The 19333-nt window shown below is 69.2% G+C and carries 15 protein-coding genes and 1 riboswitch; of the genes, 6 read left to right on the forward strand and 9 right to left on the reverse strand.

Annotated features, from left to right (window positions below):
• Positions 1-129: 129 nt before the first annotated feature.
• The gene (locus RJ03_RS17515; RefSeq protein ID WP_036503758.1) at positions 130-3534 is read right to left on the reverse strand and encodes a pyruvate carboxylase; all 3405 of its coding nucleotides are present in this window, start codon (positions 3532-3534) and stop codon (positions 130-132) included.
• Positions 3535-3747: 213 nt separating this feature from the next.
• Positions 3748-3966: riboswitch (cobalamin riboswitch) on the forward strand.
• A gap of 135 nt (positions 3967-4101) precedes the next feature.
• Between RJ03_RS17515 and metE the strand changes: the two genes are divergently transcribed.
• Both metE and RJ03_RS17525 read left to right on the forward strand, forming a co-directional pair.
• Positions 4102-6372: a 5-methyltetrahydropteroyltriglutamate--homocysteine S-methyltransferase gene (metE, locus tag RJ03_RS17520; protein WP_245552312.1), complete on the forward strand. Its 2271-nt coding sequence runs from the start codon at positions 4102-4104 to the stop codon at positions 6370-6372.
• 294 nt (positions 6373-6666) lie between these two features.
• Entirely contained in the window at positions 6667-8079 is a 1413-nt protein-coding gene (locus RJ03_RS17525) for a short-chain fatty acyl-CoA regulator family protein (protein ID WP_051024804.1), read from the forward strand.
• Here RJ03_RS17525 and recG read toward each other — a convergent pair whose 3' ends face one another.
• Both recG and RJ03_RS17535 read right to left on the reverse strand, forming a co-directional pair.
• Positions 8080-10371, reverse strand: coding sequence for an ATP-dependent DNA helicase RecG (recG, locus tag RJ03_RS17530; RefSeq protein WP_036503763.1), 2292 nt, complete (start codon positions 10369-10371; stop codon positions 8080-8082).
• Positions 10372-12252: a DAK2 domain-containing protein gene (locus RJ03_RS17535; protein WP_036503764.1), complete on the reverse strand. Its 1881-nt coding sequence runs from the start codon at positions 12250-12252 to the stop codon at positions 10372-10374.
• Between the two features lie 323 nt (positions 12253-12575).
• Between RJ03_RS17535 and rpmB the strand changes: the two genes are divergently transcribed.
• On the forward strand, positions 12576-12767 hold the full coding sequence (gene rpmB, locus RJ03_RS36055) for a 50S ribosomal protein L28 (RefSeq protein ID WP_011210730.1): 192 nt from the start codon (positions 12576-12578) through the stop codon (positions 12765-12767).
• 115 nt (positions 12768-12882) lie between these two features.
• Entirely contained in the window at positions 12883-13413 is a 531-nt protein-coding gene (locus tag RJ03_RS17540; RefSeq protein ID WP_157163445.1) for a GNAT family N-acetyltransferase, read from the forward strand.
• Here the strand turns inward: RJ03_RS17540 and RJ03_RS17545 are convergent.
• From RJ03_RS17545 to RJ03_RS17555, 3 genes are all read right to left on the reverse strand, one after another.
• Positions 13397-13675, reverse strand: a complete 279-nt coding sequence (locus RJ03_RS17545) for a hypothetical protein (protein ID WP_036503766.1) — start codon at positions 13673-13675, stop codon at positions 13397-13399. The two genes, RJ03_RS17540 and RJ03_RS17545, sit on opposite strands and share 17 nt — an antisense overlap.
• Positions 13676-13713: 38 nt before the next feature.
• Positions 13714-14391, reverse strand: a complete 678-nt coding sequence (locus RJ03_RS17550) for a uracil-DNA glycosylase (RefSeq protein WP_036503772.1) — start codon at positions 14389-14391, stop codon at positions 13714-13716.
• 74 nt (positions 14392-14465) lie between these two features.
• The gene (locus RJ03_RS17555) at positions 14466-15464 is read right to left on the reverse strand and encodes a thiamine-phosphate kinase (protein WP_281032287.1); all 999 of its coding nucleotides are present in this window, start codon (positions 15462-15464) and stop codon (positions 14466-14468) included.
• A gap of 205 nt (positions 15465-15669) precedes the next feature.
• Between RJ03_RS17555 and RJ03_RS17560 the strand changes: the two genes are divergently transcribed.
• Positions 15670-16368 (forward strand): DUF3515 domain-containing protein, encoded by a 699-nt coding sequence (locus RJ03_RS17560; RefSeq protein WP_036503773.1) that lies wholly within the window; start codon positions 15670-15672, stop codon positions 16366-16368.
• Positions 16369-16373: 5 nt separating this feature from the next.
• Here RJ03_RS17560 and RJ03_RS17565 read toward each other — a convergent pair whose 3' ends face one another.
• The 3 genes from RJ03_RS17565 to RJ03_RS17575 are packed head-to-tail and all read right to left on the reverse strand — an operon-like array spanning position 16374 to position 18853.
• A complete protein-coding gene (locus RJ03_RS17565) occupies positions 16374-16673 on the reverse strand; it encodes a DUF6191 domain-containing protein (RefSeq protein ID WP_245552313.1) in 300 nt (99 codons plus the stop codon).
• 31 nt (positions 16674-16704) lie between these two features.
• Positions 16705-17823 (reverse strand): D-alanine--D-alanine ligase family protein, encoded by a 1119-nt coding sequence (locus RJ03_RS17570; RefSeq protein WP_036503778.1) that lies wholly within the window; start codon positions 17821-17823, stop codon positions 16705-16707.
• 34 nt (positions 17824-17857) lie between these two features.
• Complete coding sequence (locus RJ03_RS17575; RefSeq protein WP_036503803.1) at positions 17858-18853, reverse strand: NAD(P)H-dependent glycerol-3-phosphate dehydrogenase; 996 nt, start codon at positions 18851-18853, stop codon at positions 17858-17860.
• Positions 18854-18965: 112 nt separating this feature from the next.
• Here RJ03_RS17575 and RJ03_RS17580 point away from each other — a divergent pair.
• Positions 18966-19333 (forward strand): 2-phospho-L-lactate guanylyltransferase (locus RJ03_RS17580; protein ID WP_036503779.1); only part of this gene is annotated, 368 nt, incomplete at its 3' end.

Genomic DNA, 19333 nt, shown 5'->3' on the forward strand with positions numbered 1-19333 from the left:
GGGCGCGAGGTCGCGCGAGCGGGTCGGCCCCGCCCGCGCGACGGCATCGGCACCTGCACCGACATACGGCGTGTACGACCGATCACGGCCGGCCCCCGCTACGCGCCCGAATGTGGCTGACCGGCACCGTCATTCGGCAGCGGTCTCGTTCATGCGCAGTTCCACCAGCAGATCGCCACCTTCCACCTGCTGCACCGTGCCGATGGCAACGCGGGCGACGACACCGGCGCGGGGTGCGGTGATGGCGGCCTCCATCTTCATGGCCTCGATCGTGCCGACCGTGTCACCGGCGGCGACCGTGTCACCTTCGCCGACGGTCAGCGTGACGACACCGGCGAAGGGGGCGGCGATGTGGCCGGCGTTGTTCTTGTCGGCCTTCTCCGCGACCGGGACCTCGCTGGCGATCGAGCGGTCGCGCACCTGTACCGGACGCAGCTGCCCGTTGAGGATGCACATGACCGTGCGCATACCCCGCTCGTCCGGCTCGGAGATCGCCTCCAGACCGATCAGCAGGGTGACGCCCTTCTCCAGTTCGACGCGGTGTTCCTCGCCGTGGCGCAGTCCGTAGAAGAACTGATTCGCCGACAAGCCGGTGGTGTCGCCGTATTTCTCCCGATGCGTCAGGAATTCCGCGGTGGGTGCGGGAAACAGCAACCGGTTCAACGTCTCTCGGCGCTGCTGCGACGAACCGTCCAGCGCCGCGGCGTCTTCCGCGGTCAACGGCACTTCCGGCTTCGCCGGGCCGCGGCCCTCGAGAGCGCGGCTGCGGAAGGGTTCGGGCCAGCCACCCGCCGGGGTGCCGAGTTCGCCGCGCAGGAACCCGATGACCGAGTCCGGGATGTCGTAGCGCGCCGGGTCGGTGGCGAAATCCTCCACGTCCACACCGGATCCGACCAGGGACAGGGCGAGATCACCGACGACCTTCGAGGACGGGGTGACCTTGACCAGGCGGCCCAGCAGCCGGTCGGCGGCCGCGTATTTCGCCTCGACCTCCTCGAACCGGTCGCCCAGCCCGAGTGCGATGGCCTGCTGCCGCAGATTCGACAGCTGCCCACCCGGAATCTCGTGGTGGTACACCCGGCCCGTCGGCCCCGGCAATCCGGATTCGAAGGGCGCGTACACCTTGCGCAACGCCTCCCAGTACGGCTCGAGATCACAGACGGCGTCGAGGTTCAGCCCGGTGTCGTAGGGCGAATGCGCCGCCGCGGCGACGATCGCCGACAGTGCGGGCTGGCTCGTGGTGCCGGCCATCGGGGCGCTCGCCCCGTCCACGGCGTCCGCGCCGGCCTGCCAGGCCGCCAGATAGGTGGCGAGCTGACCGCCCGGGGTGTCGTGGGTGTGCACGTGCACCGGCAGATCGAAGTTGCTGCGCAGCGCCGTCACCAGCGTGTGCGCGGCCGGCGCCCGCAGCAGTCCGGCCATGTCCTTGATCGCCAGCACGTGTGCGCCTGCCTCGACGATCTGCTCGGCGAGCTTCAGGTAGTAGTCGAGGGTGTAGAGGTTCTCGTTCGGATTCGACAGATCGCCGGTGTAGGACATCGCGACCTCGGCCAGCGCGGTCCCGGTCTCACGCACCGCGTCGATCGCCGGCCGCATCTGATCCACATTGTTGAGTGCGTCGAAGATCCGGAAGATGTCGATGCCGGTATCGGTGGCCTCCCGCACGAACGCCCGCGTCACCTGCTCCGGATACGGCGTGTAGCCGACGGTGTTGCGCCCGCGCAGCAGCATCTGCAGGCAGATGTTCGGAATCGCCTCCCGCAGTGCGGCCAGCCGCTCCCACGGATCCTCGTACAGGAATCGCAGCGCCACATCGTAGGTCGCGCCACCCCAGCACTCGACCGACAGCAGTTCGGGCGTCATCCGGGCCACGTGTCCGGCCACCGTCAGCAGTCCACGCGTCCGCACCCGGGTGGCGAGCAGCGACTGATGGGCGTCGCGGAACGTGGTGTCGGTGACGCCGACGGCGTCGCGGTCGCGTAACCAGCGCGCGAACCCCTCGGGCCCCAGCTCGAGCAGGCGCTGGCGGGTGCCGTCCGGCGGCGGCGCACTCAGATCGATCGCCGGCAGCTTGTCGTGCGGATATACCGCCGTCGGCCGCTCACCGTGCGGCTTGTTCACCGTCACGTCGGCCAGATAGCGCAGGATGCGGGTGCCTCGGTCGGCCGAACCGCGCTGGGTCAGCAGCTCCGGGCGCTCGTCGATGAACGAGGTGGTGATCCGCCCGGCCCGGAAGTCCGGATCGTCGAGCACCGCCTGCAGGAACGGGATGTTCGTGGCCACGCCACGGATGCGGAACTCCGCCACCGCGCGCCGGGCCCGCGCCACGGCCTGCGGGAAGTCGCGGCCGCGGCAGGTCAGCTTCACCAGCATGGAGTCGAAGTGCGCGCCGACCTCGGCGCCGAGGTTCGCACCGCCGTCGAGGCGGATACCACCGCCGCCGGGCGAGCGGTAGGCGGTGATGCGTCCGGTGTCGGGTCGGAAGCCGTTGGCCGGATCCTCGGTCGTGATCCGGCACTGCAGCGCGGCACCGTGAATCGACACGCTGTCCTGGCTCAGTCCCAGATCCGCCAGCGACTCGCCGGCCGCGATGCGCAGCTGCGACTGCACGAGGTCGACGTCGGTGATCTCCTCGGTCACCGTGTGCTCGACCTGGATGCGCGGGTTCATCTCGATGAACACGTGCCGGCCGCGCTCGTCGAGCAGGAACTCCACGGTGCCGGCGCACGAGTACCCGATCTGCCGCGCGAAGGCCACCGCGTCCGCGCAAATGCGCATCCGCAGTGCGGGATCCAGATTCGGCGCGGGCGCCAGCTCGATCACCTTCTGGTGCCGCCGCTGCAGCGAACAGTCGCGCTCGAACAGATGCATGACGTTGCCGTGCTGATCGGCCAGGATCTGCACCTCGATATGACGGGGGTTGATCACCGCCTGCTCGAGGAAGACCGTCGCGTCCCCGAACGCCGACTCCGCCTCGCGCATGGCCGCCTCGATCGCCTCGCGCAGCTGCACCCGGTCCGCGACCCGGCGCATACCCCGGCCACCACCACCGGCGACCGCCTTCACGAACACCGGGAACTCCATCTGCTCCGCGGCGCGCAGCAGCTCCTCGACATCGGCCGAGGGCGCGCTGGAGTTCAGCACCGGAAGCCCGGCGGCCTTCGCCGCCGCGATGGCCCGTGCCTTGTTACCGGTCAGTTCGAGCACCTCGGCCGAGGGACCGATGAAGGTGATGCCCTCCGCCGCGCACGCCGCCGCGAGGTCCGGATTCTCCGACAGGAAGCCGTAGCCGGGGTAGACCGCATCGGCGCCGGCGGACTTGGCGGCGCTGATGATCTCGGGAATCGAGAGGTAGGCCCGCACGGGATGTCCGGGGACACCGATTTGATACGACTCGTCGGCCTTGAGGCGATGCACCGAGTTGCGATCTTCGTAGGGGAAAACCGCCACGGTGCCGATGCCGAGTTCGTAGGCGGCACGGAAGGCACGGATGGCGATTTCCCCGCGGTTGGCGACCAGCACTTTGGAGAACATTCGATAAAGGTACCTGCCCGGTGAGCGGGGCCGGACAGCGAATACGGCTTCGCAGCCATCCTCACAAACCGGATCGGCGAGTCTGCGAAGTTGTGTTCTTCCAGCGGAAACATAGGCGGCCGGGCGGGCGGTGTTTCCCCTGCCGCTCGCGGTGGATTACGCTCGGGAACGCAGCTGGTTCGCTGCCGTCGACGAGTTGGAGCCCCGAGCGTCGCGCGCAGCGTCGAAACCGGTCCTCGCGGACCGGCGAGAGGGAACCCGGTGGGAATCCGGGACTGTCCCGCAGCGGTGAACAGGAACGACCGCCGTCATGAGCACTGGATCATTTCCGGGAAGCGACGGCCAGTAGGCGACATCCGGGGCCCATCTCCGGACCGGTCCGCACGACCGATGCCTGTGAGTCCGAAGACCTGCCGGTTGTGCCGGATACGCCGTATCCGGCGGCCACCGCCTCGTGGATCGGGCGGGCGGACCCGCGGCACACCGGAACCCCCGGTGCGGCAGTGTTTTTCGGGGCTTCGTCCGCCGTGCGGCGGTGACCTGTGGCTTCCACTTCTGGAGAACACCGTGACTGTCACAACGCATACTCGTTTCACCGCAACGGTTCTGGGCCTGCCCCGCATCGGGCCGCGGCGCGAACTCAAACGCGCCGTCGAAGGTTATTGGGCCGGACGGATCGACGCCGCCGAACTGCAGGCCGTCGCCCGGCAGCTGCGCGCGCAGGGCTGGACCGCGGCGCGTGACGCCGGCCTCGACGCGATACCGGTGGGCACCTTCTCGTTCTACGACCAGATGCTCGATACCGCGGTCATGCTGGGCGCGCTGCCGCCGCGAGTCGCCGGCATCGGCGATCCGCTGGACCGCTATTTCGCCGCCGCGCGCGGCGCCGAGGGCGTCGAACCGCTGGAGATGACCAAATGGTTCGACACCAACTACCACTATCTGGTGCCCGAAATCGGCCCGGACACCCGGTTCGCCCTCGATCCGTCGGCACTGCTCGGCGAGCTGCGCGAGGCGCGTGAGCTGGGCATCGCCGCCCGGCCGGTGGTGATCGGCCCGCTGACCTTCCTGGCGCTGTCCAAAGGTGTCGGCGGCGTCGCGCCGAGGGACCGGCTGGCCGAGCTGATCCCGCTGTACCGGGACCTGCTGGCCCGCCTGGCCGACGCGGGCGCCGCGTGGGTCCAGATCGACGAACCCGTGCTGGTGCGCGACCTCTCCGAGGCCGAACTCGGCGCCGTCCGCACCACCTACGCCGAATTGAGCGACGGGGACCGGCGGCCGAACATCCTGGTGGCCACCTACTTCGGCTCCCCGGGTCCGGCGCTGGGCGCCCTGGCCGCCACGCCGGTCGAGGGGGTGGCACTCGACTTCCGTTCCGGCACAACCGTTTCCGAGGTCGCCGCAGTGCCCGCCCTGGCGGACAAACTGGTGGTGGCCGGTGTGGTGGACGGCCGTAACATCTGGCGCACGGATCTGGAAGCGGCGCTGAGTGAGCTGGCCACCCTGCTGGGTTCGGTCGGCGCGCTGGCGGTGTCGACCTCGAGTTCACTGCTGCATGTGCCGTATTCGCTGGACGCGGAGCCCGGCCTGGATCCGGTGCTGCGGTCGTGGCTGGCTTTCGGCGCCGAGAAGATCGACGAGGTGCGGGTCCTGGCGCATGCGGTCGGTGCGGGCACCGACGCGGTCGCCGCGGAGCTCGCCGCATCCCGTGCCGCGATCGCGAGCCGCCGCTCCGATCCGCGTCTGCACAACGAGGCGGTGCGGGCCCGGCTCGCCGGTCTCGGTGAGGATCAGGCGCGGCGGGCGCCGGCGCAGCGCCGCAGTGAGCTGCAGCGCGCACAGCTGCGCCTGCCGCTGCTGCCCACGACCACCATCGGCTCCTATCCGCAGACCACCGCGATCCGCACCGCTCGCGCGGACCTGCGCGCCGGCACGATCGACGACGCGCAGTATCGCGAGCGGATGCGCGCCGAGATCGCGGATGTGATTGCGCTACAGGAGGATCTGGGGCTCGACGTGCTCGTGCACGGCGAACCCGAGCGCAACGACATGGTTCAGTACTTCGCCGAACAGCTCGACGGCTTCGCCGCCACCGACAACGGCTGGGTGCAGTCCTACGGCACCCGCTGCGTGCGCCCGCCGATCCTCTACGGCGACGTCGTGCGCACCGCGCCGATGACCGTCGAGTGGATCACCTACGCCCAATCGCTGACCGCCAGGCCGGTCAAGGGCATGCTGACCGGCCCGGTCACGATTCTGGCCTGGTCGTTCGTGCGCGACGATCAGCCGCTCGCCGACACCGCGCGGCAGGTGGCGCTGGCCATTCGCGACGAGACGGTGGATCTGGAGGCCGCCGGCATCCGGATCGTCCAGGTCGACGAACCCGCGCTGCGGGAGCTGCTGCCGCTGCGCCGTGCTGATCAGGAGCAGTACCTGGACTGGGCCGTGGGCGCGTTCCGCCTGGCCACCGCCGGGGTTCGCGACGACACTCAGATCCACACCCATCTGTGCTACTCCGAATTCGGCGAGATCATCGGAGCCATCGCGGCCTTGGATGCCGATGTCACATCGGTGGAGGCGGCGCGCTCGCATATGGAGATCCTCGACGATCTCACCACCGCCGGATACGCGCTCGGCATCGGGCCCGGCGTCTACGACATCCACTCACCGCGGGTGCCGAGTGTGAGCGAGATCGAGAACTCGCTGCGCGAAGCGATGAAAGCCGTTCCGGCGGAGCGGTTGTGGGTGAATCCGGACTGCGGACTCAAGACCCGCGGCCGCGCCGAGGTGGAGGCGTCGCTGCGCAATATGGTCGAGGCGGCCGCGCTGGTGCGCTGATACCGCACGGTCGGCGACTCGCCCGGACGCGGGTCGCCGGCCGGACAGGCTCTCGGAAATGTGGCTCCGGCGAGCCCCAGCAGCCTCTCCGGCAACCTTTTCCACCCGGTAGTTCACCACCTCCGAGCAGCACTTCCGCTATCGTGCACCCACCGGATCCGGCCGCCTACTTCGCACGCTACGCATGTCCGAAGTTGATCAAAACTCCTTGCAACAGCAGATTTTTGTACGCGCCGAGTAGCGAAATTGCAATGATTGCGAAGATGTGAAGGTAGCATCTGCGGCGTGCGCAAGATGTATGCGGGTGCCCGGTTACGGCGGTTGCGCGAAGAACGACGGATGACCCAGGCCGCCCTGGCCAAGTCGTTGGAGCTTTCGCCCAGCTATCTCAATCAGCTCGAACGTGACCAGCGACCCCTGACTATTCCCGTTCTCCTGAAACTCAATTCGACCTTCGATCTGGATGTGCAATTCTTCGCCGCCGACTCCGACGCACGCCTGGTGTCGGACCTGCACGAGGTGCTGGTGGAGGCGGCCGGCGGCACCGCCCCGCCGGCCGCGGAGGTCGAAGATCTCGCCACCCGGCTGCCGGAGGTCGCCAAGACCATCGTCGCCATGCATCGCCGTCTGCGCGCCACGACCGATCAGCTCGATCTGTTGTCGTCGAAGGTCGCCGCCCCCGCCGGGGCGCCCGGCGTTCCGATGCCCTACGAGGATGTGCGCGACTTCTTCTACGACCACCACAACCACATCCCCCAGCTGGATCTGGCCGCCGAACGGCTGTTCGACGAATGCGGTCTGACCATCGGATCGATCGATCGCCAACTTGCCCGCGTGGCCGAGGAGCGGGCCGGGGTCACCGTTCTGGTCCGCGGCGACGGCGCCGATCCCGCCGTTCCGAAACGGCGCTACGACCCCGAGACCCGCACCCTCATCCTCGCGCGCCGACTGCGCCCCGGTCAGCGGGCATTCCAGATCGCCACCACGCTCGCCTTCCTGCTGCACGGCGATCTGCTCGACGAGGTCCTCGACGCCACCCCGTCGCTGGTCGGTGAATCGCGGGCGCTGGCCCGGGTCGGCCTGGCCAACTATTTCGCGGGCGCGGTGGTGCTGCCGTACGGGAAGTTCCTGCGGTCGGCCGAGGAACTGTCCTACGACATCGACCTGCTCTCGCTGCGTTTCGAGGTCGGCTTCGAGACGGTCTGCCATCGGCTGAGCACGCTGCAGCGGCAGGGACAGCGCGGGGTGCCGTTCTTCTTCGTCCGCACCGACCGCGCGGGAAATATCTCGAAACGCCAGTCCGCCACCGCATTCCACTTCTCCAGAGTGGGTGGGAGCTGCCCGCTGTGGGTGGTGCACGAGGCGTTCTCCCATCCCGGGCGGATCCTCACGCAGGTCGCGGCCATGCCCGACGGCCGCCGCTATCTGTGGATCGCGCGCACGACCTATCCCAGTCCGCACGGATTCGGCACCGCCACCAAGGAGTTCGCGGTCGGGCTGGGCTGCGATATCGAATACGCCGATCGGCTGGTGTATTCGCAAGGCCTGCAGCTCGACGAGCCGGCCGCCGCGGTGCCCATCGGCGCCGGCTGCAAGGTGTGCGAGCGGCCCGCCTGCCCGCAGCGCGCGTTCCCGCAGATCGGCCGCCCGCTGGCGGTCACCGAGAATTCCAGCGTCGATCTGCCGTATCCGCCCGCGGTCCGCTGATCAGGACTTCGCCAGATATTCCAGCCGCTCGGAGTCGACGGCGGCATGCATCATATTCGCCAATCCCGGATGGGCGGCCAGCCCCGGATCGGCGTCGACGATCTCCCGCGCCAGCACCTGGGCGGTGGTGATGACGTCGAGATCGTCGAGCAAGGAGAGCAGTTTCAGGCTGCGCGCGGTACCCGACTGCGCCGAACCCAGCACATCGCCCTCCCGGCGCTGCCGCAGATCGAGCACCGACAGTTCGAAACCGTCCAGCGTGCCGGCCACCGCCTCCAGCCGCGCCATGGCCGTACCCATCGGCGAGGTTTCGGTGATGAGCAGGCACAGACCGGGATGCTTGCCGCGACCCACGCGACCGCGCAGCTGATGCAGCTGGCTGACGCCGAACCGGTCGGCGTCCACGATGACCATGACGGTCGCATTGGGCACGTCGACCCCGACCTCTACGACCGTGGTGCAGATCAGCACGTCGATATCGCCGTCGTTGAACGAGCGCATGACGCGATCCTTGTCGTCGGTCGGCAGCCGGCCGTGCAACAGTCCGAGACGCAGATCGGCCAGCGGCCCGGTGCGCAGCGTTTCGAAGACGTCGATCGCGGCATGGGTGGTCGGCGCCTCGCCCGTGTCGTCGTCGGCTTGTTTGCGGCTCTTGCCTTTCGACTTGGCGCCCTTCTTCGGTGCGCCGTCGTCCTCCTCGTCGCCGATGCGCGAGCACACCACGTAGGCCTGCCGGCCCGCCGCCACCTCTTCCCGGATCCGCTCCCAGGCGCGCTCGACCCATGCCGGTTTCATCCGGGCCGGCACCACCCGGGTGGTGATGGGTGAGCGGCCGCGCGGCAGTTCGGTCAGGGTGGAGGTTTCCAGATCGCCGAGGGTGGTCATCGCGATGGTGCGCGGAATCGGCGTCGCGGTCATCACCAGCAGATGCGGGGTGATGCCGTCTTTCGCCTTGGCGCGCAACGCGTCTCGCTGCTCCACACCGAAGCGGTGCTGTTCGTCGACGATCACCATGCCCAGATCGAAGAATTCGACCGCGTCCTGGATCAGCGCGTGCGTGCCGATCACGATGCCGGCCGTCCCGGTCACCACGTCCAGCAGTGCCGCCTTCTTCGCACTCGCCGACATCGAACCGGTCAGCAGCACCACCTTGGTGGCATGGTCGGCGGCGCCCAGTTCACCCGCGTCACCGAGATCGCCGAGCATCGACCGAAGCGACCGATAATGCTGGGCGGCAAGGACTTCCGTCGGTGCCAGCAGCGCACACTGCAGTCCGGCATCGACCACCTGCAACATCGCGTGCAGGGCGACGATAGTCTTACCGGAACCGACCTCACCCTGCAGCAACCGGTGCATCGGATGCGGGCGCGACAGGTCCCCGGAGATCTCGGCGATCACCTTGTTCTGGCCGGCGGTCAGCTCGAACGGCAGGCGCTGTTCGAATTCGGCGGCGATACCGTCGGAGCGGGGCGGGCACGGCCGCGCGGTGCGCCCGGCGGCGTCGTGGCGGCGCTGAGCCAGAACCAGCTGCAACGCCAGGGCCTCGTCGAAGCGCAGCCGCTGCCGGGCCTGGTCGATATCGGATTTTCGTTCGGGCAGGTGGATCAGCCGCAGCGCATCCGACACGGGAAGCAGTTCGTGGTCTTCGCGAAGGTCCTGCGGCAGCGGATCGTCGATCGGGTCGAGCTGGTCGAGCACCTGCCGCACACAAGCCAGAATGTCCCAGCTCTGCACCTTCGCGGTCGCCGGATACACCGGGATGTATTCCCGCTCGAAGAACGAGATATCCACTCCCCCAGCGCCTTTCGCACTCTCCGCCAGACCGCGGAGGGCGCCGCCGCCGCGCACGGAGGTGAGACTGTCCACCGATTCGGCGGTTTCGGGCAGGATCAGATACGACGGATGCGACAGATTCCAGCGGTCCGGCCGCCACCAGTGCACGGTGCCCGACATCATGGCCCGAACACCCTGTTTGACAAGGTAATTCACCTTGTCGCCGTTGAAGAAGGTGATCTCCACCGGCTTCGCGGAGCCGGTGTCGAGTTCCACCTTGAGCAGTTTGCCGCGACGCTGGCGCATCGGCCGCAGTTCGGTCTTGCTCACCCGGCCCACCACCGTGATGTGGGCGCCCTCCTCGGGGGCCTCCTCGGTGAGCGGCTGGCCCTGGGTGGCGTAACGCAGCGGATAGTGCCGCAGCAGATCCTCGACGATATGCATATCGAAGGCGTCGGCCAGCGGTTCGGCCGCCTTCACCCCCAGCACGTGATCGAGCCGGTCGCTCAGTGTCGCCATCTACTCCACCCCGATCTGGACCAGGTCCACGGCCTGACCGCCGTCGTAGGTGACGACCTCCACGCCGGGAAATTCCGTGGTGATGTGTGCGGTGAGCTCGTCCGCCAACCCGGCGGGCGCCTGCGCGCCCAGCAGCAGCGTCACCAGTTCCCCGCCCAGGCCGAGCATGCGATCGAGCAGGGTCCGGGCGGCTCGGCGCAGGTCCGCATCGATGACGACCACGTCGTGGCCCACCAGGCCGAGCCCATCGCCCTGCTCGCACGTGCCGACGATGGTCAGCGCGCGTTCGGCGGCGACGCGGACCGCGCCCCACCGGGTACTGGCGGCCGACTGCGACATCGTCAGCGCGTCGTCGACGGCCAGGCTGCCGCTGTCGTGCAGGGCGAGCGCCGCCAGCCCCTGCACCATGGAGCCGCTGGGCAACATCATCACCTCACGCCACCCGTCCCGGGCGGCCATACCGATCGCCACCAGCTCCGGCGCCGGCAACGCCCCGTTGGGCAGCACCAGCACTTCCCGCTGCGGCATCGCGCGAATGGCGGCGAGCAGTCGATCGGCGGTCACCGCGCCGGTGAGCACGACCGCACCGGAGTCCTCGAACAACCGTACCGCCCCCGCTCCGGTGGCGATCGCGAGAATGCCTCGATCTGGCTGTCCTTGCGCGGCAACGGAAGTGCCGGACAAACCCTCGATCCGGATGTTGCTCAGGACGCCGGCGGCCAGCCCGGCCTCCACCGCGGCGCCGGCATCGGCGCAATGCACGTGCGCCGACCAGCTGCCCTCGCCGTCGCCCACCACGACCACCGAATCCCCCAGCGCGGCAAGGGCATCACGCAGCCGGTCGATGCGCGCCGGATCGGACTCGACGATCCGGTACATGACCTCGTACCGGTGCACGCTCGCCCGATCGCGCCGGCCGGATTCCTCTCCGGCGCGCCGCACGGCCTCCGTACCGGACACGCGCTGCGGCGAAATCATCGGCAGCACAGCGTCTTCAGAACCGGCCTGCGCACTGACGATGTGTGCGTAATCGGAGTTCCCGGGCGGTACAGCGCGACTCGTACCGGGGCCGTCGCCCGCGATCACTTCCGACGGGGCAGCCCTCGGTCGCTCGGACGACGAATCCGCATGCACCGCAGTGTCGTTCACGTGCACGTCCGGCGAATCCGCCACCAGAGCACCGCGACGTAGGGGTCCAGCGGCCGACCGCGCGGCATCCGAAGCCGTCACCCGGTAGACCGGACGCGCGGGTGCGCTCCCGGTACACACCTCCACCAGGGCGTCCAGCAGGACCAGCAGCCCGCGCGCCCCGGCATCGACCACACCGGCCGCGCGCAGCACGACCAGTTGTGACGGTGTCTCCCCCAGCGCCTTCACCGCGCCGTCGGCGGCGGCGACGGCCACCGCGGCGACCGTCTGTTCCGCACAGTCCTCCGCGCGGTCCGCGGCCGCTTCCAGCACGGTGAGCATGGTGCCCTCGACCGGTTCGCTCAGCGATTCCCGGACCAGGACCGCCGCCCGGCGCAACGCGGCGCGCAGCGTGGCCGCGGTGAGGGCGTCGCGATCGGCCGACTCGGCCAGCCCCCGCAGCACCTGCGACAGGATGATCCCCGAATTCCCGCACGCCGCGGCGGTCGCGGCCCGGGCCATGGCGCCGAGCGGACCGGCGGCGTCACCCGACGGGTCCGCGTCGACGTGCGCTTGCGTCGCGGCGAGTGCGGCGCGCATGGTGATGAGCAGATTGGTTCCGGTGTCGGAATCGGCCACCGGGAAGACGTTCAGCGCGTTGATCTCCTCGCGGTGCGCGAGCAGGCGTTCCACACACAGCGCACCCCACTGCCGCAGTGCGGCCGCATCGAGCCTCTCCCGGACCCCGCGCACGTCACCGTCCTTCCCGCCACCGCGATCACACCGTCGAACCCGCCAGCCAGGGTAGTCGTCCGCACCGACACCCTCGACACACGAAGCCGGGTAGGGAGGCGGATCCGGCGGCGGAGACGAGGCAGCCGCGACCGGGTGCCTGCGGCGAGCCCCGGGGCGATTGGACATCGAAGACGGCCGACCGCTACTCTTGCAGGGTTGCCTCACGCGGCCCCTGCCGGTCGCGTTCACCGGCGGTAGCGCTGGTAGGCATTGAGGATAAAGTTTCCGGACAGGCTGTCTCACCGACAGCGGTCCCCCATGACATGAAGGAGCTCGCGACTATGGCTGCCGTCTGCGACGTCTGCGCCAAGGGCCCCGGCTTCGGTAAGTCGGTTTCGCACTCGCACCGGCGCACCAACCGTCGCTGGAACCCGAACATCCAGACCGTTCGTGCCCAGGTTGCCCCCGGCAACACCCGCCGCATGAACGTCTGCACCTCCTGCCTGAAGGCCGGAAAGGTTGTTCGCGGCTGAGCTGCGTAGACATCTTCGACGCCCCGGCGCGCCCACAGGGTGACCGGGGCGTTGTCATGTGCTCACCCGGCCGCGCACGCGGGACGGCAGCATGAACCCGCACTGCCCGCGGATTGTGACGGCGTCTGCCGAATACGCCCGTGATCTGGCGATCTGCCATATCGAATCGTGGCGTGAGGCCTACCGCGGACTGGTGCCCGAGCATGTGCTCGCCGCCTTCGACGTCGACCGCCGCGCCGCCCGGTGGGCCGCCCTCATCGACTCGATCGACGAGAGCGCGGCGGCCGACCGAACGGCCCACACCATCGTGCTGGCCGTCGACGACACCCGCGCCCCCGGCAACCGTGTCCTCGGATTCGCGCACGCCGGACCGCCTCGCGACGAACCGCGCGTCGCCGATCGGGAACTGTATGCGCTCTACGTCCGGGCCGACCGATACGGCACCGGCATCGCACAGGAATTGCTGCGTGCGATTCTCCTCCCCGACACCGACACCGCGTTATGGGTGTTCGAGGAGAATCCACGCGCCCGGAATTTCTATCGAAAGTTCGGATTCGCCGCCGACGAGGCCCGCCGAATCGAACCGTTCTCCCTGGCGAGCGAGATCCGGATGATCGCTCGCCGCCCGATTACTGGGCGCCGTTGAAGCAGTCGAGCCCACCCTGCGCGCTGATGCTCTGGAAGACGCACAGACCGCGCGCGTTGACATTGGACGACAGCGACGACGAACCCGTCTGCGGATCCCACAGGGCCAGCACCGGTCCCGCGTGCTGAGTGGTGGTGACCTCTTCCTGCGGGGTGGCCGGCTCCAGCGGCAGGCCGGCGGCCTGCGCTATCGCGGGTGCGCCGAGGACCGCCGCACCGGCGGCAACGGCGACTACGGCACCGCGCACGGATGTGATCTGCATGCATCTGCTCCTGTTTCGCTCGAACTGTTACGCCGCGGTCAGGGCAAGCGCCAATCGACCGGGGCGGCCCCCAATGTACCGAGCAATTCGTTGGTGCGGGAGAAAGGCCTCGATCCGAAGAAACCGCGTGAGGCGGACAGTGGTGAGGGATGGGCGGATTCGATGGTCGGGACATCGCCGAGCATCGGCTTCAACGTCGAGGCGTCGCGGCCCCACAGGATCGCGACCAGCGGCTGCTCACGCGCCACGAGCGCGCGAATCGCCTGCTCGGTCACCGCTTCCCAGCCCTTGCCGCGATGCGACGCGGGCTGGCCGGGCGAGACCGTCAGCACTCGGTTCAGCAGCAGCACACCCTGATCCGACCACGGCGACAGGTCACCGCACGACGGGGTCGGATGGCCGAGATCGCGCGAATACTCCGAGAAGATGTTCGCCAGGCTGCGCGGCACCGGCGAAACATCCGGCGCCACCGAGAAACTCAACCCCATGGCATGCCCGGGAGTCGGGTACGGATCCTGCCCGACGATCAGCACGCGCACCTTGTCGAAGGGACGGGTGAAGGCGCGTAAGACGTTCTCGCCCTTGGGAAAGTAGCCACGGCCGGCGGCGTTCTCCGCCCGCAGGAACTCCCCCATCTCGGAGATCCGGTCGGTCACCGGTTCCAATGCCTCGGCCCAGCCCGTATCGATGATCTGCGGCAGTGGTTTCGCGCCCATGTCGGGACAAGATAGTCGCCGCGGCTCGGCGTCCGCACGCCGCCCACCCGCCGTCGCATCGTCGGGCCGCACCGCTATTCGCCCCCTCCGAACGACTCCCAGCCCAACGGCCCCGACCACCGCGCTCCGTCGACGAAAACGCCCGAGCCGGTGCACACCCGGCCGATCGCCCGCCAGCCCGGCGGGATCGCGGCGCCGGCCCCGAAGGTGGCGGCGAAGGCATGGTCCTCCCCACCGGTGAGCACCCAGCCGAGCGCGTCGGCGTGCAGCGCGGCGGCGACCGGAGTCAGCGCCGGATCCGCCACCGCCGCCGAATCGACATCGACCGCCACACCGGAGGATTCGGCGATATGCGATAGATCGGCGAGCAGTCCGTCGGAGACGTCGGTCATCGCGGTGATCTCCGTGGCCTCCGGCAGCTCCAGCACGGCGGAATAGGGCGGTCGCGGAACACGATGGGCGGCAACCACATCGGTGAACAGCTCGGCATCGGAACCGCTGTCCGCGCCGGCCGACAGGGCCGCCAGTCCGGCCGCCGACCAGCCGAGCCACCCGGCGACCGCGACGATATCGCCGTCGCGTGCCCCCGAGCGCAGCACGGCCCGGCCGCGGGGGTCACCGAATGCGGTCACCGAGATCACCAGCTGCGGGCTGCGCACCACATCGCCCCCGGCGATCGGGGCCCCGGCCCGCCGGGCCTCCGCCCACATGCCGTCGGCCAATCCGTCGACGAATGTCACCGGCGTCTCGGCGGGGCAGCCCAGCGACACCACGAACGCGCTGGGCACCGCACCCATCGCGACCACGTCGGCGGCATTCTGCGCGATCGCCTTGGCCCCGATGTCCTCCGGCCGCGACCAGTCCAGCCGGAAATGCCGATCCTGCACGAGCATGTCGGTGCTGACCACGTAGCGCCCGGCCGGCGCCGCGATCACCGCCGCATCGTCCCCGGGCCCCAGCTCGACGCCGCCACCGAACGACCGCCCGGCGTTCATCCGTTCGATCAATGCGAATTCGCCCAGGTCGCGCACGGTGCGCGGGCCGCTCTCGGTGATGCCGCTCTCCTTCTCCACACCCGGTCAGGTCACCGGGGACACCACACTCCGACGCTACCCTGTGCCTGCGCGGCGGCACCGGTCCGCTGTGGCCTCCTCTCGGGCGCGGCGGTGCCCGGATGCCGCGAGAGCGTGCCGACGGCCGTTCGATACCCTCGAACACGCATTCCAGACAATCAGCCGGGCGCGACGCCCGCCCGGCACGAGTGGAGACGAATCCCGGATGAGTAGCGAGACGGACCGGCCGACAGCGGACACCCCGCAGCCCGACCGACCGGAGTCCGAGCCCGGCCTCCCCGCCGCGGCCGACCCGGAACCCGCTACCAACCGGCCCGGGAACTCCGCGCCGACCGTGGCCGAAACCGCCGAGGCCGACGACGGCCCCCAGCTGCATCCGGCGCTGATCGCGACCGCTGTCGCCCTTCCGGTCGCGCTGATCGTCGTCGTCCTCGTCATCGCGGCCATGTCGCGACAGTCCGCCGGTCGCGAGCCGCTGGCGCTGGGCTCGGTACCGGCGCCCGCGGCGTCGAGCCAGGATTGCACCACCCTGCTGGCCGCACTGCCGGAGTCACTCGGCGACGACTACACCAAATCCGAACTGGCCCAACCGGCTCCGCCCGCGACCGCGGCCTGGCAGCCGTCGGACGGCGGCGATCCGATCGTGCTGCGCTGCGGCCTGGACCGGCCGCTGGAGTTCACCAAGGCCTCCGCGCTACAGGTGGTCAACGGCGTGAACTGGTTCGAGGTGCGCGATCAGACCAGCGGCGTGACCTCCGGCACCTGGTACGCGGTGGATCGCGGCACCTATATCGCTGTGACGATGCCCACCAAGGCGGGACCGTCTCCCCTGCAGGAGATGTCGAACACGATCGGCAAGACCTTGCCCGCGAAGCCCCTCGACCCGGGAGCCGTACCGAACTGAGCCGGTCAGGAACGCGGTAACCGCGCCCGTCCGGAGGTCAGGTCGATCTCCGCGTCACCGGGGGTTCCGTCCCCCGAGTTCTCGCGGTGCATGAGAACCGTCTGCCGTTCCTCGAATTCATGCCGCTTACCCGCGTCGAACAACGCGTCGAACTGCTCGAATCCGATCCCCGCCGCGCTCGGCCCGGCGGACTCGCGCATCCACGGCAGCGCGGCGCGCCCGGTCGTCTTCCGGTAGCCCACCTCGGCGAACGCGACCGCGATGATCAGCAGCGCCAGCCCGGGCAGAGTCATCGCGAGAATCACCCCACCCAGATTACGCGCGCCGCACCGCCGCTCAGCGCAGTCCGGTGCCCCGGGTCAGCGCCGTCTCGATCAGGGTGGTGATCAGGGTGCGATTGTCGATTCCGGTGGCATCCCACATGCGCGGATACATGGAGATGGAGGTGAATCCGGGCAAGGTGTTGATCTCGTTGATCACCGGTCCGGATGCGGTGACGAAGAAGTCGACCCGCGCCAGCCCCTGGCAGTCCAGCGCCCGGAACGCCCGCACCGAGAGTTCCCGGATCTGTTGCGAGATATCGTCGTTCAGCTTGGCCGGGATATCGAACTCGCACACGTCGTCGAGGTATTTGGTGTCGAAATCGTAGAATTGCGGTGTGCCGGAGGCGGTTTCGCTCTCGGAGATGTCGTCGTCGGGCATGCGGATCTCGGCGATCACGCTGGCCTCCACCCGGCCGTCCGGGAATTCCAGTACGCCGCACTCGACTTCGCGTCCGACGATGGCGGCTTCCACGATCACCTTCGGATCGTGCAGCCGGGCCGCGGCGATTGCCGAATCGAGATCGATCCAGTCCTCGACCTTGGTGATGCCGATCGAGGAGCCCCCGCGCGCGGGTTTGACGAAGACCGGCAGGCCGAGCCGGTCACGGTCGGCCTCGCTCACCGAATCGGTGCCGGGGCGCAGCACCACCTGCGTGCCGACCGGAAGTCCTTCCGCGGCAAGGAGTTTCTTGGTGAACTCCTTGTCCATTCCGGTGGCGCTGGCCAGCACTCCGGGGCCGACGTACGGAACACCCGCCAGCTCCAGTAGTCCCTGCAGCGTGCCGTCCTCACCCCACGGCCCGTGCAGTACCGGGAACACCACGTCGACCACGCCCAGTACCGCTTCGGCGCCGTCGAGCGCGACCAGGGCGCCCGAGCGGCTCGGATCGGCGGCCAGGGTCAGCACGGTGCCGGCCGAGTCGACCGTGGGCAGGGCACGCTCGCGGATGGCGAGAGCGCGCGCATCGGCGCTGCTGAGGACCCAGGCGCCCTCGCGGGTGATACCGATCGGCACCGCCTCGTAGCGTTCGGGATCCAGGTTCGTCAGCACCATGCCGGCCGAAACGCACGACACCGCGTGTTCGTTGCTGCGGCCACCGAACACCACCGCAACCCTGATCCGGTTTGTCATAGTCCGAACCGTACCCCGGCCGGACCGAAATCATTCATTCCGGTTTGATCCGCCGACCGAGTAATTGCCCGACGGCATCGGACACCGAGAGCTCCTCGTGACAGACCCGATGCACCGCGGTGGTCAGCGGCATCTCCACATTGTGGGTCTCGGCCAGCGCCCGGATCGAGGTGCACGACTTCACACCCTCCGCGACCTGCCCGTGTGTCGCGTCCTGAGCGGCGCGCATCGAACCGCCGGCGCCCAGCACATGACCGAAGGACCGGTTGCGCGACAGCGGCGAGGTGCAGGTTGCCACCAGATCGCCCACCCCGGCCAGACCGGCCAGCGTGACCGGATTCGCACCCAGCGCCACCCCGAGCCGGATGATCTCGGCGAGCCCGCGGGTGATCAGACTGGCGACGGAATTGTCACCCAGACCCATGCCCGCCGCGATCCCGCACGCCAGCGCGATCACGTTCTTGCACGCGCCGCCGATCTCGCAGCCGATCACATCGGTATTGGTGTAGGGGCGGAAATAGCCGGTGGCGCAGGAATGCTGCACGGCCTCCGCACGCGCGGCGTCGGAGCAGGCGACCACCGAGGCGGCCGGCTGTTCGGCGGCGATCTCGCGGGCCAGGTTCGGGCCCGACAGCACCGCGATGCGCCCGGAATCCGCGCCGGTCACCTCCGCGATGACCTCGCTCATCCGCATGAGCGTCCCGGTCTCGATGCCCTTGGCCAGACTCAGCAGTGTCGCATCGGAGCGGACGGCCGCGCGCCAGTGCGCGAGATTGGGACGCAAGGATTGCGACGGAACCGCCAGCACGACGATGTCGGCGTCGTCGAGGGCCACCCGGTAATCGTCGGTCGCCGCGATCCCGTCGAGCCACACATCGGGCAGGTAGGCGGGATTGCGATGTTCGGTCGCCACGGCCTTCGCGATCTCGGGCCGCCGCGCCCACATCGTTACCTCGGTACCCGCGTCGTTGAGCACTTTCGCGAATGCGGTACCCCAGGATCCCGCACCCATCACTGCCGCCCTCGTCATCGTTTCAATATGCCACTCGCCGCCGCGCGAGTACCCGGTACTCGGGGGTTCGCGTGTTCGATCGGTCACCGCTCCCAGGCTGCGGGCACCCGGAACGTGCGACGATGAACACATGCGTCCGGATGCCGTCCACGCCGTGATCGCGGTCAAGCACCTCGACCGAGCCAAGAGCCGACTCGCCGACCGATTGCCGGCCGGCGAACGCTCGCGGCTGGTGCTGGCCATGCTGTCGGATACGGTCACCGCGACCCTGGACGCCGGGCTGGGCTCGGTCACGGTGGTGACACCCGACCAGCGCGTCGCGACCGTCGTGCGCGAACTCGGTGCGGCAGTGCATCCGGACCCGTCCACGACACCTTCCGCCGATGCCGCCCAGCCCCACTCGGACAGCGACGGCCTGAACACCGCGCTGGCATCGGCCGCCGCCGCCGTGCGCGAGCGCCACGGCGCCGTCGATCTGCTTGCGCTGCAAGCCGATCT

Source organism: Nocardia aobensis NBRC 100429 (genome assembly GCF_000308375.1).
Lineage (GTDB): Bacteria > Actinomycetota > Actinomycetes > Mycobacteriales > Mycobacteriaceae > Nocardia > Nocardia aobensis.

Bases quoted from the DNA above. Each gene is read 5' to 3' on its own strand.
- RJ03_RS17575 (WP_036503803.1), bottom strand. From the start codon at position 18,853: ATGACGAGGGCGGCAGTGATGGGTGCGGGATCCTGGGGTACCGCATTC.
- RJ03_RS17525 (WP_051024804.1), top strand. From the start codon at position 6,667: ATGTATGCGGGTGCCCGGTTACGGCGGTTGCGCGAAGAACGACGGATG.
- RJ03_RS17515 (WP_036503758.1), bottom strand. From the start codon at position 3,534: ATGTTCTCCAAAGTGCTGGTCGCCAACCGCGGGGAAATCGCCATCCGT.
- RJ03_RS17550 (WP_036503772.1), bottom strand. From the start codon at position 14,391: ATGGGCGCGAAACCACTGCCGCAGATCATCGATACGGGCTGGGCCGAG.
- recG (WP_036503763.1), bottom strand. From the start codon at position 10,371: ATGGCGACACTGAGCGACCGGCTCGATCACGTGCTGGGGGTGAAGGCG.
- RJ03_RS17560 (WP_036503773.1), top strand. From the start codon at position 15,670: ATGAGTAGCGAGACGGACCGGCCGACAGCGGACACCCCGCAGCCCGAC.
- RJ03_RS17545 (WP_036503766.1), bottom strand. From the start codon at position 13,675: ATGCAGATCACATCCGTGCGCGGTGCCGTAGTCGCCGTTGCCGCCGGT.
- rpmB (WP_011210730.1), top strand. From the start codon at position 12,576: ATGGCTGCCGTCTGCGACGTCTGCGCCAAGGGCCCCGGCTTCGGTAAG.
- RJ03_RS17570 (WP_036503778.1), bottom strand. From the start codon at position 17,823: ATGACAAACCGGATCAGGGTTGCGGTGGTGTTCGGTGGCCGCAGCAAC.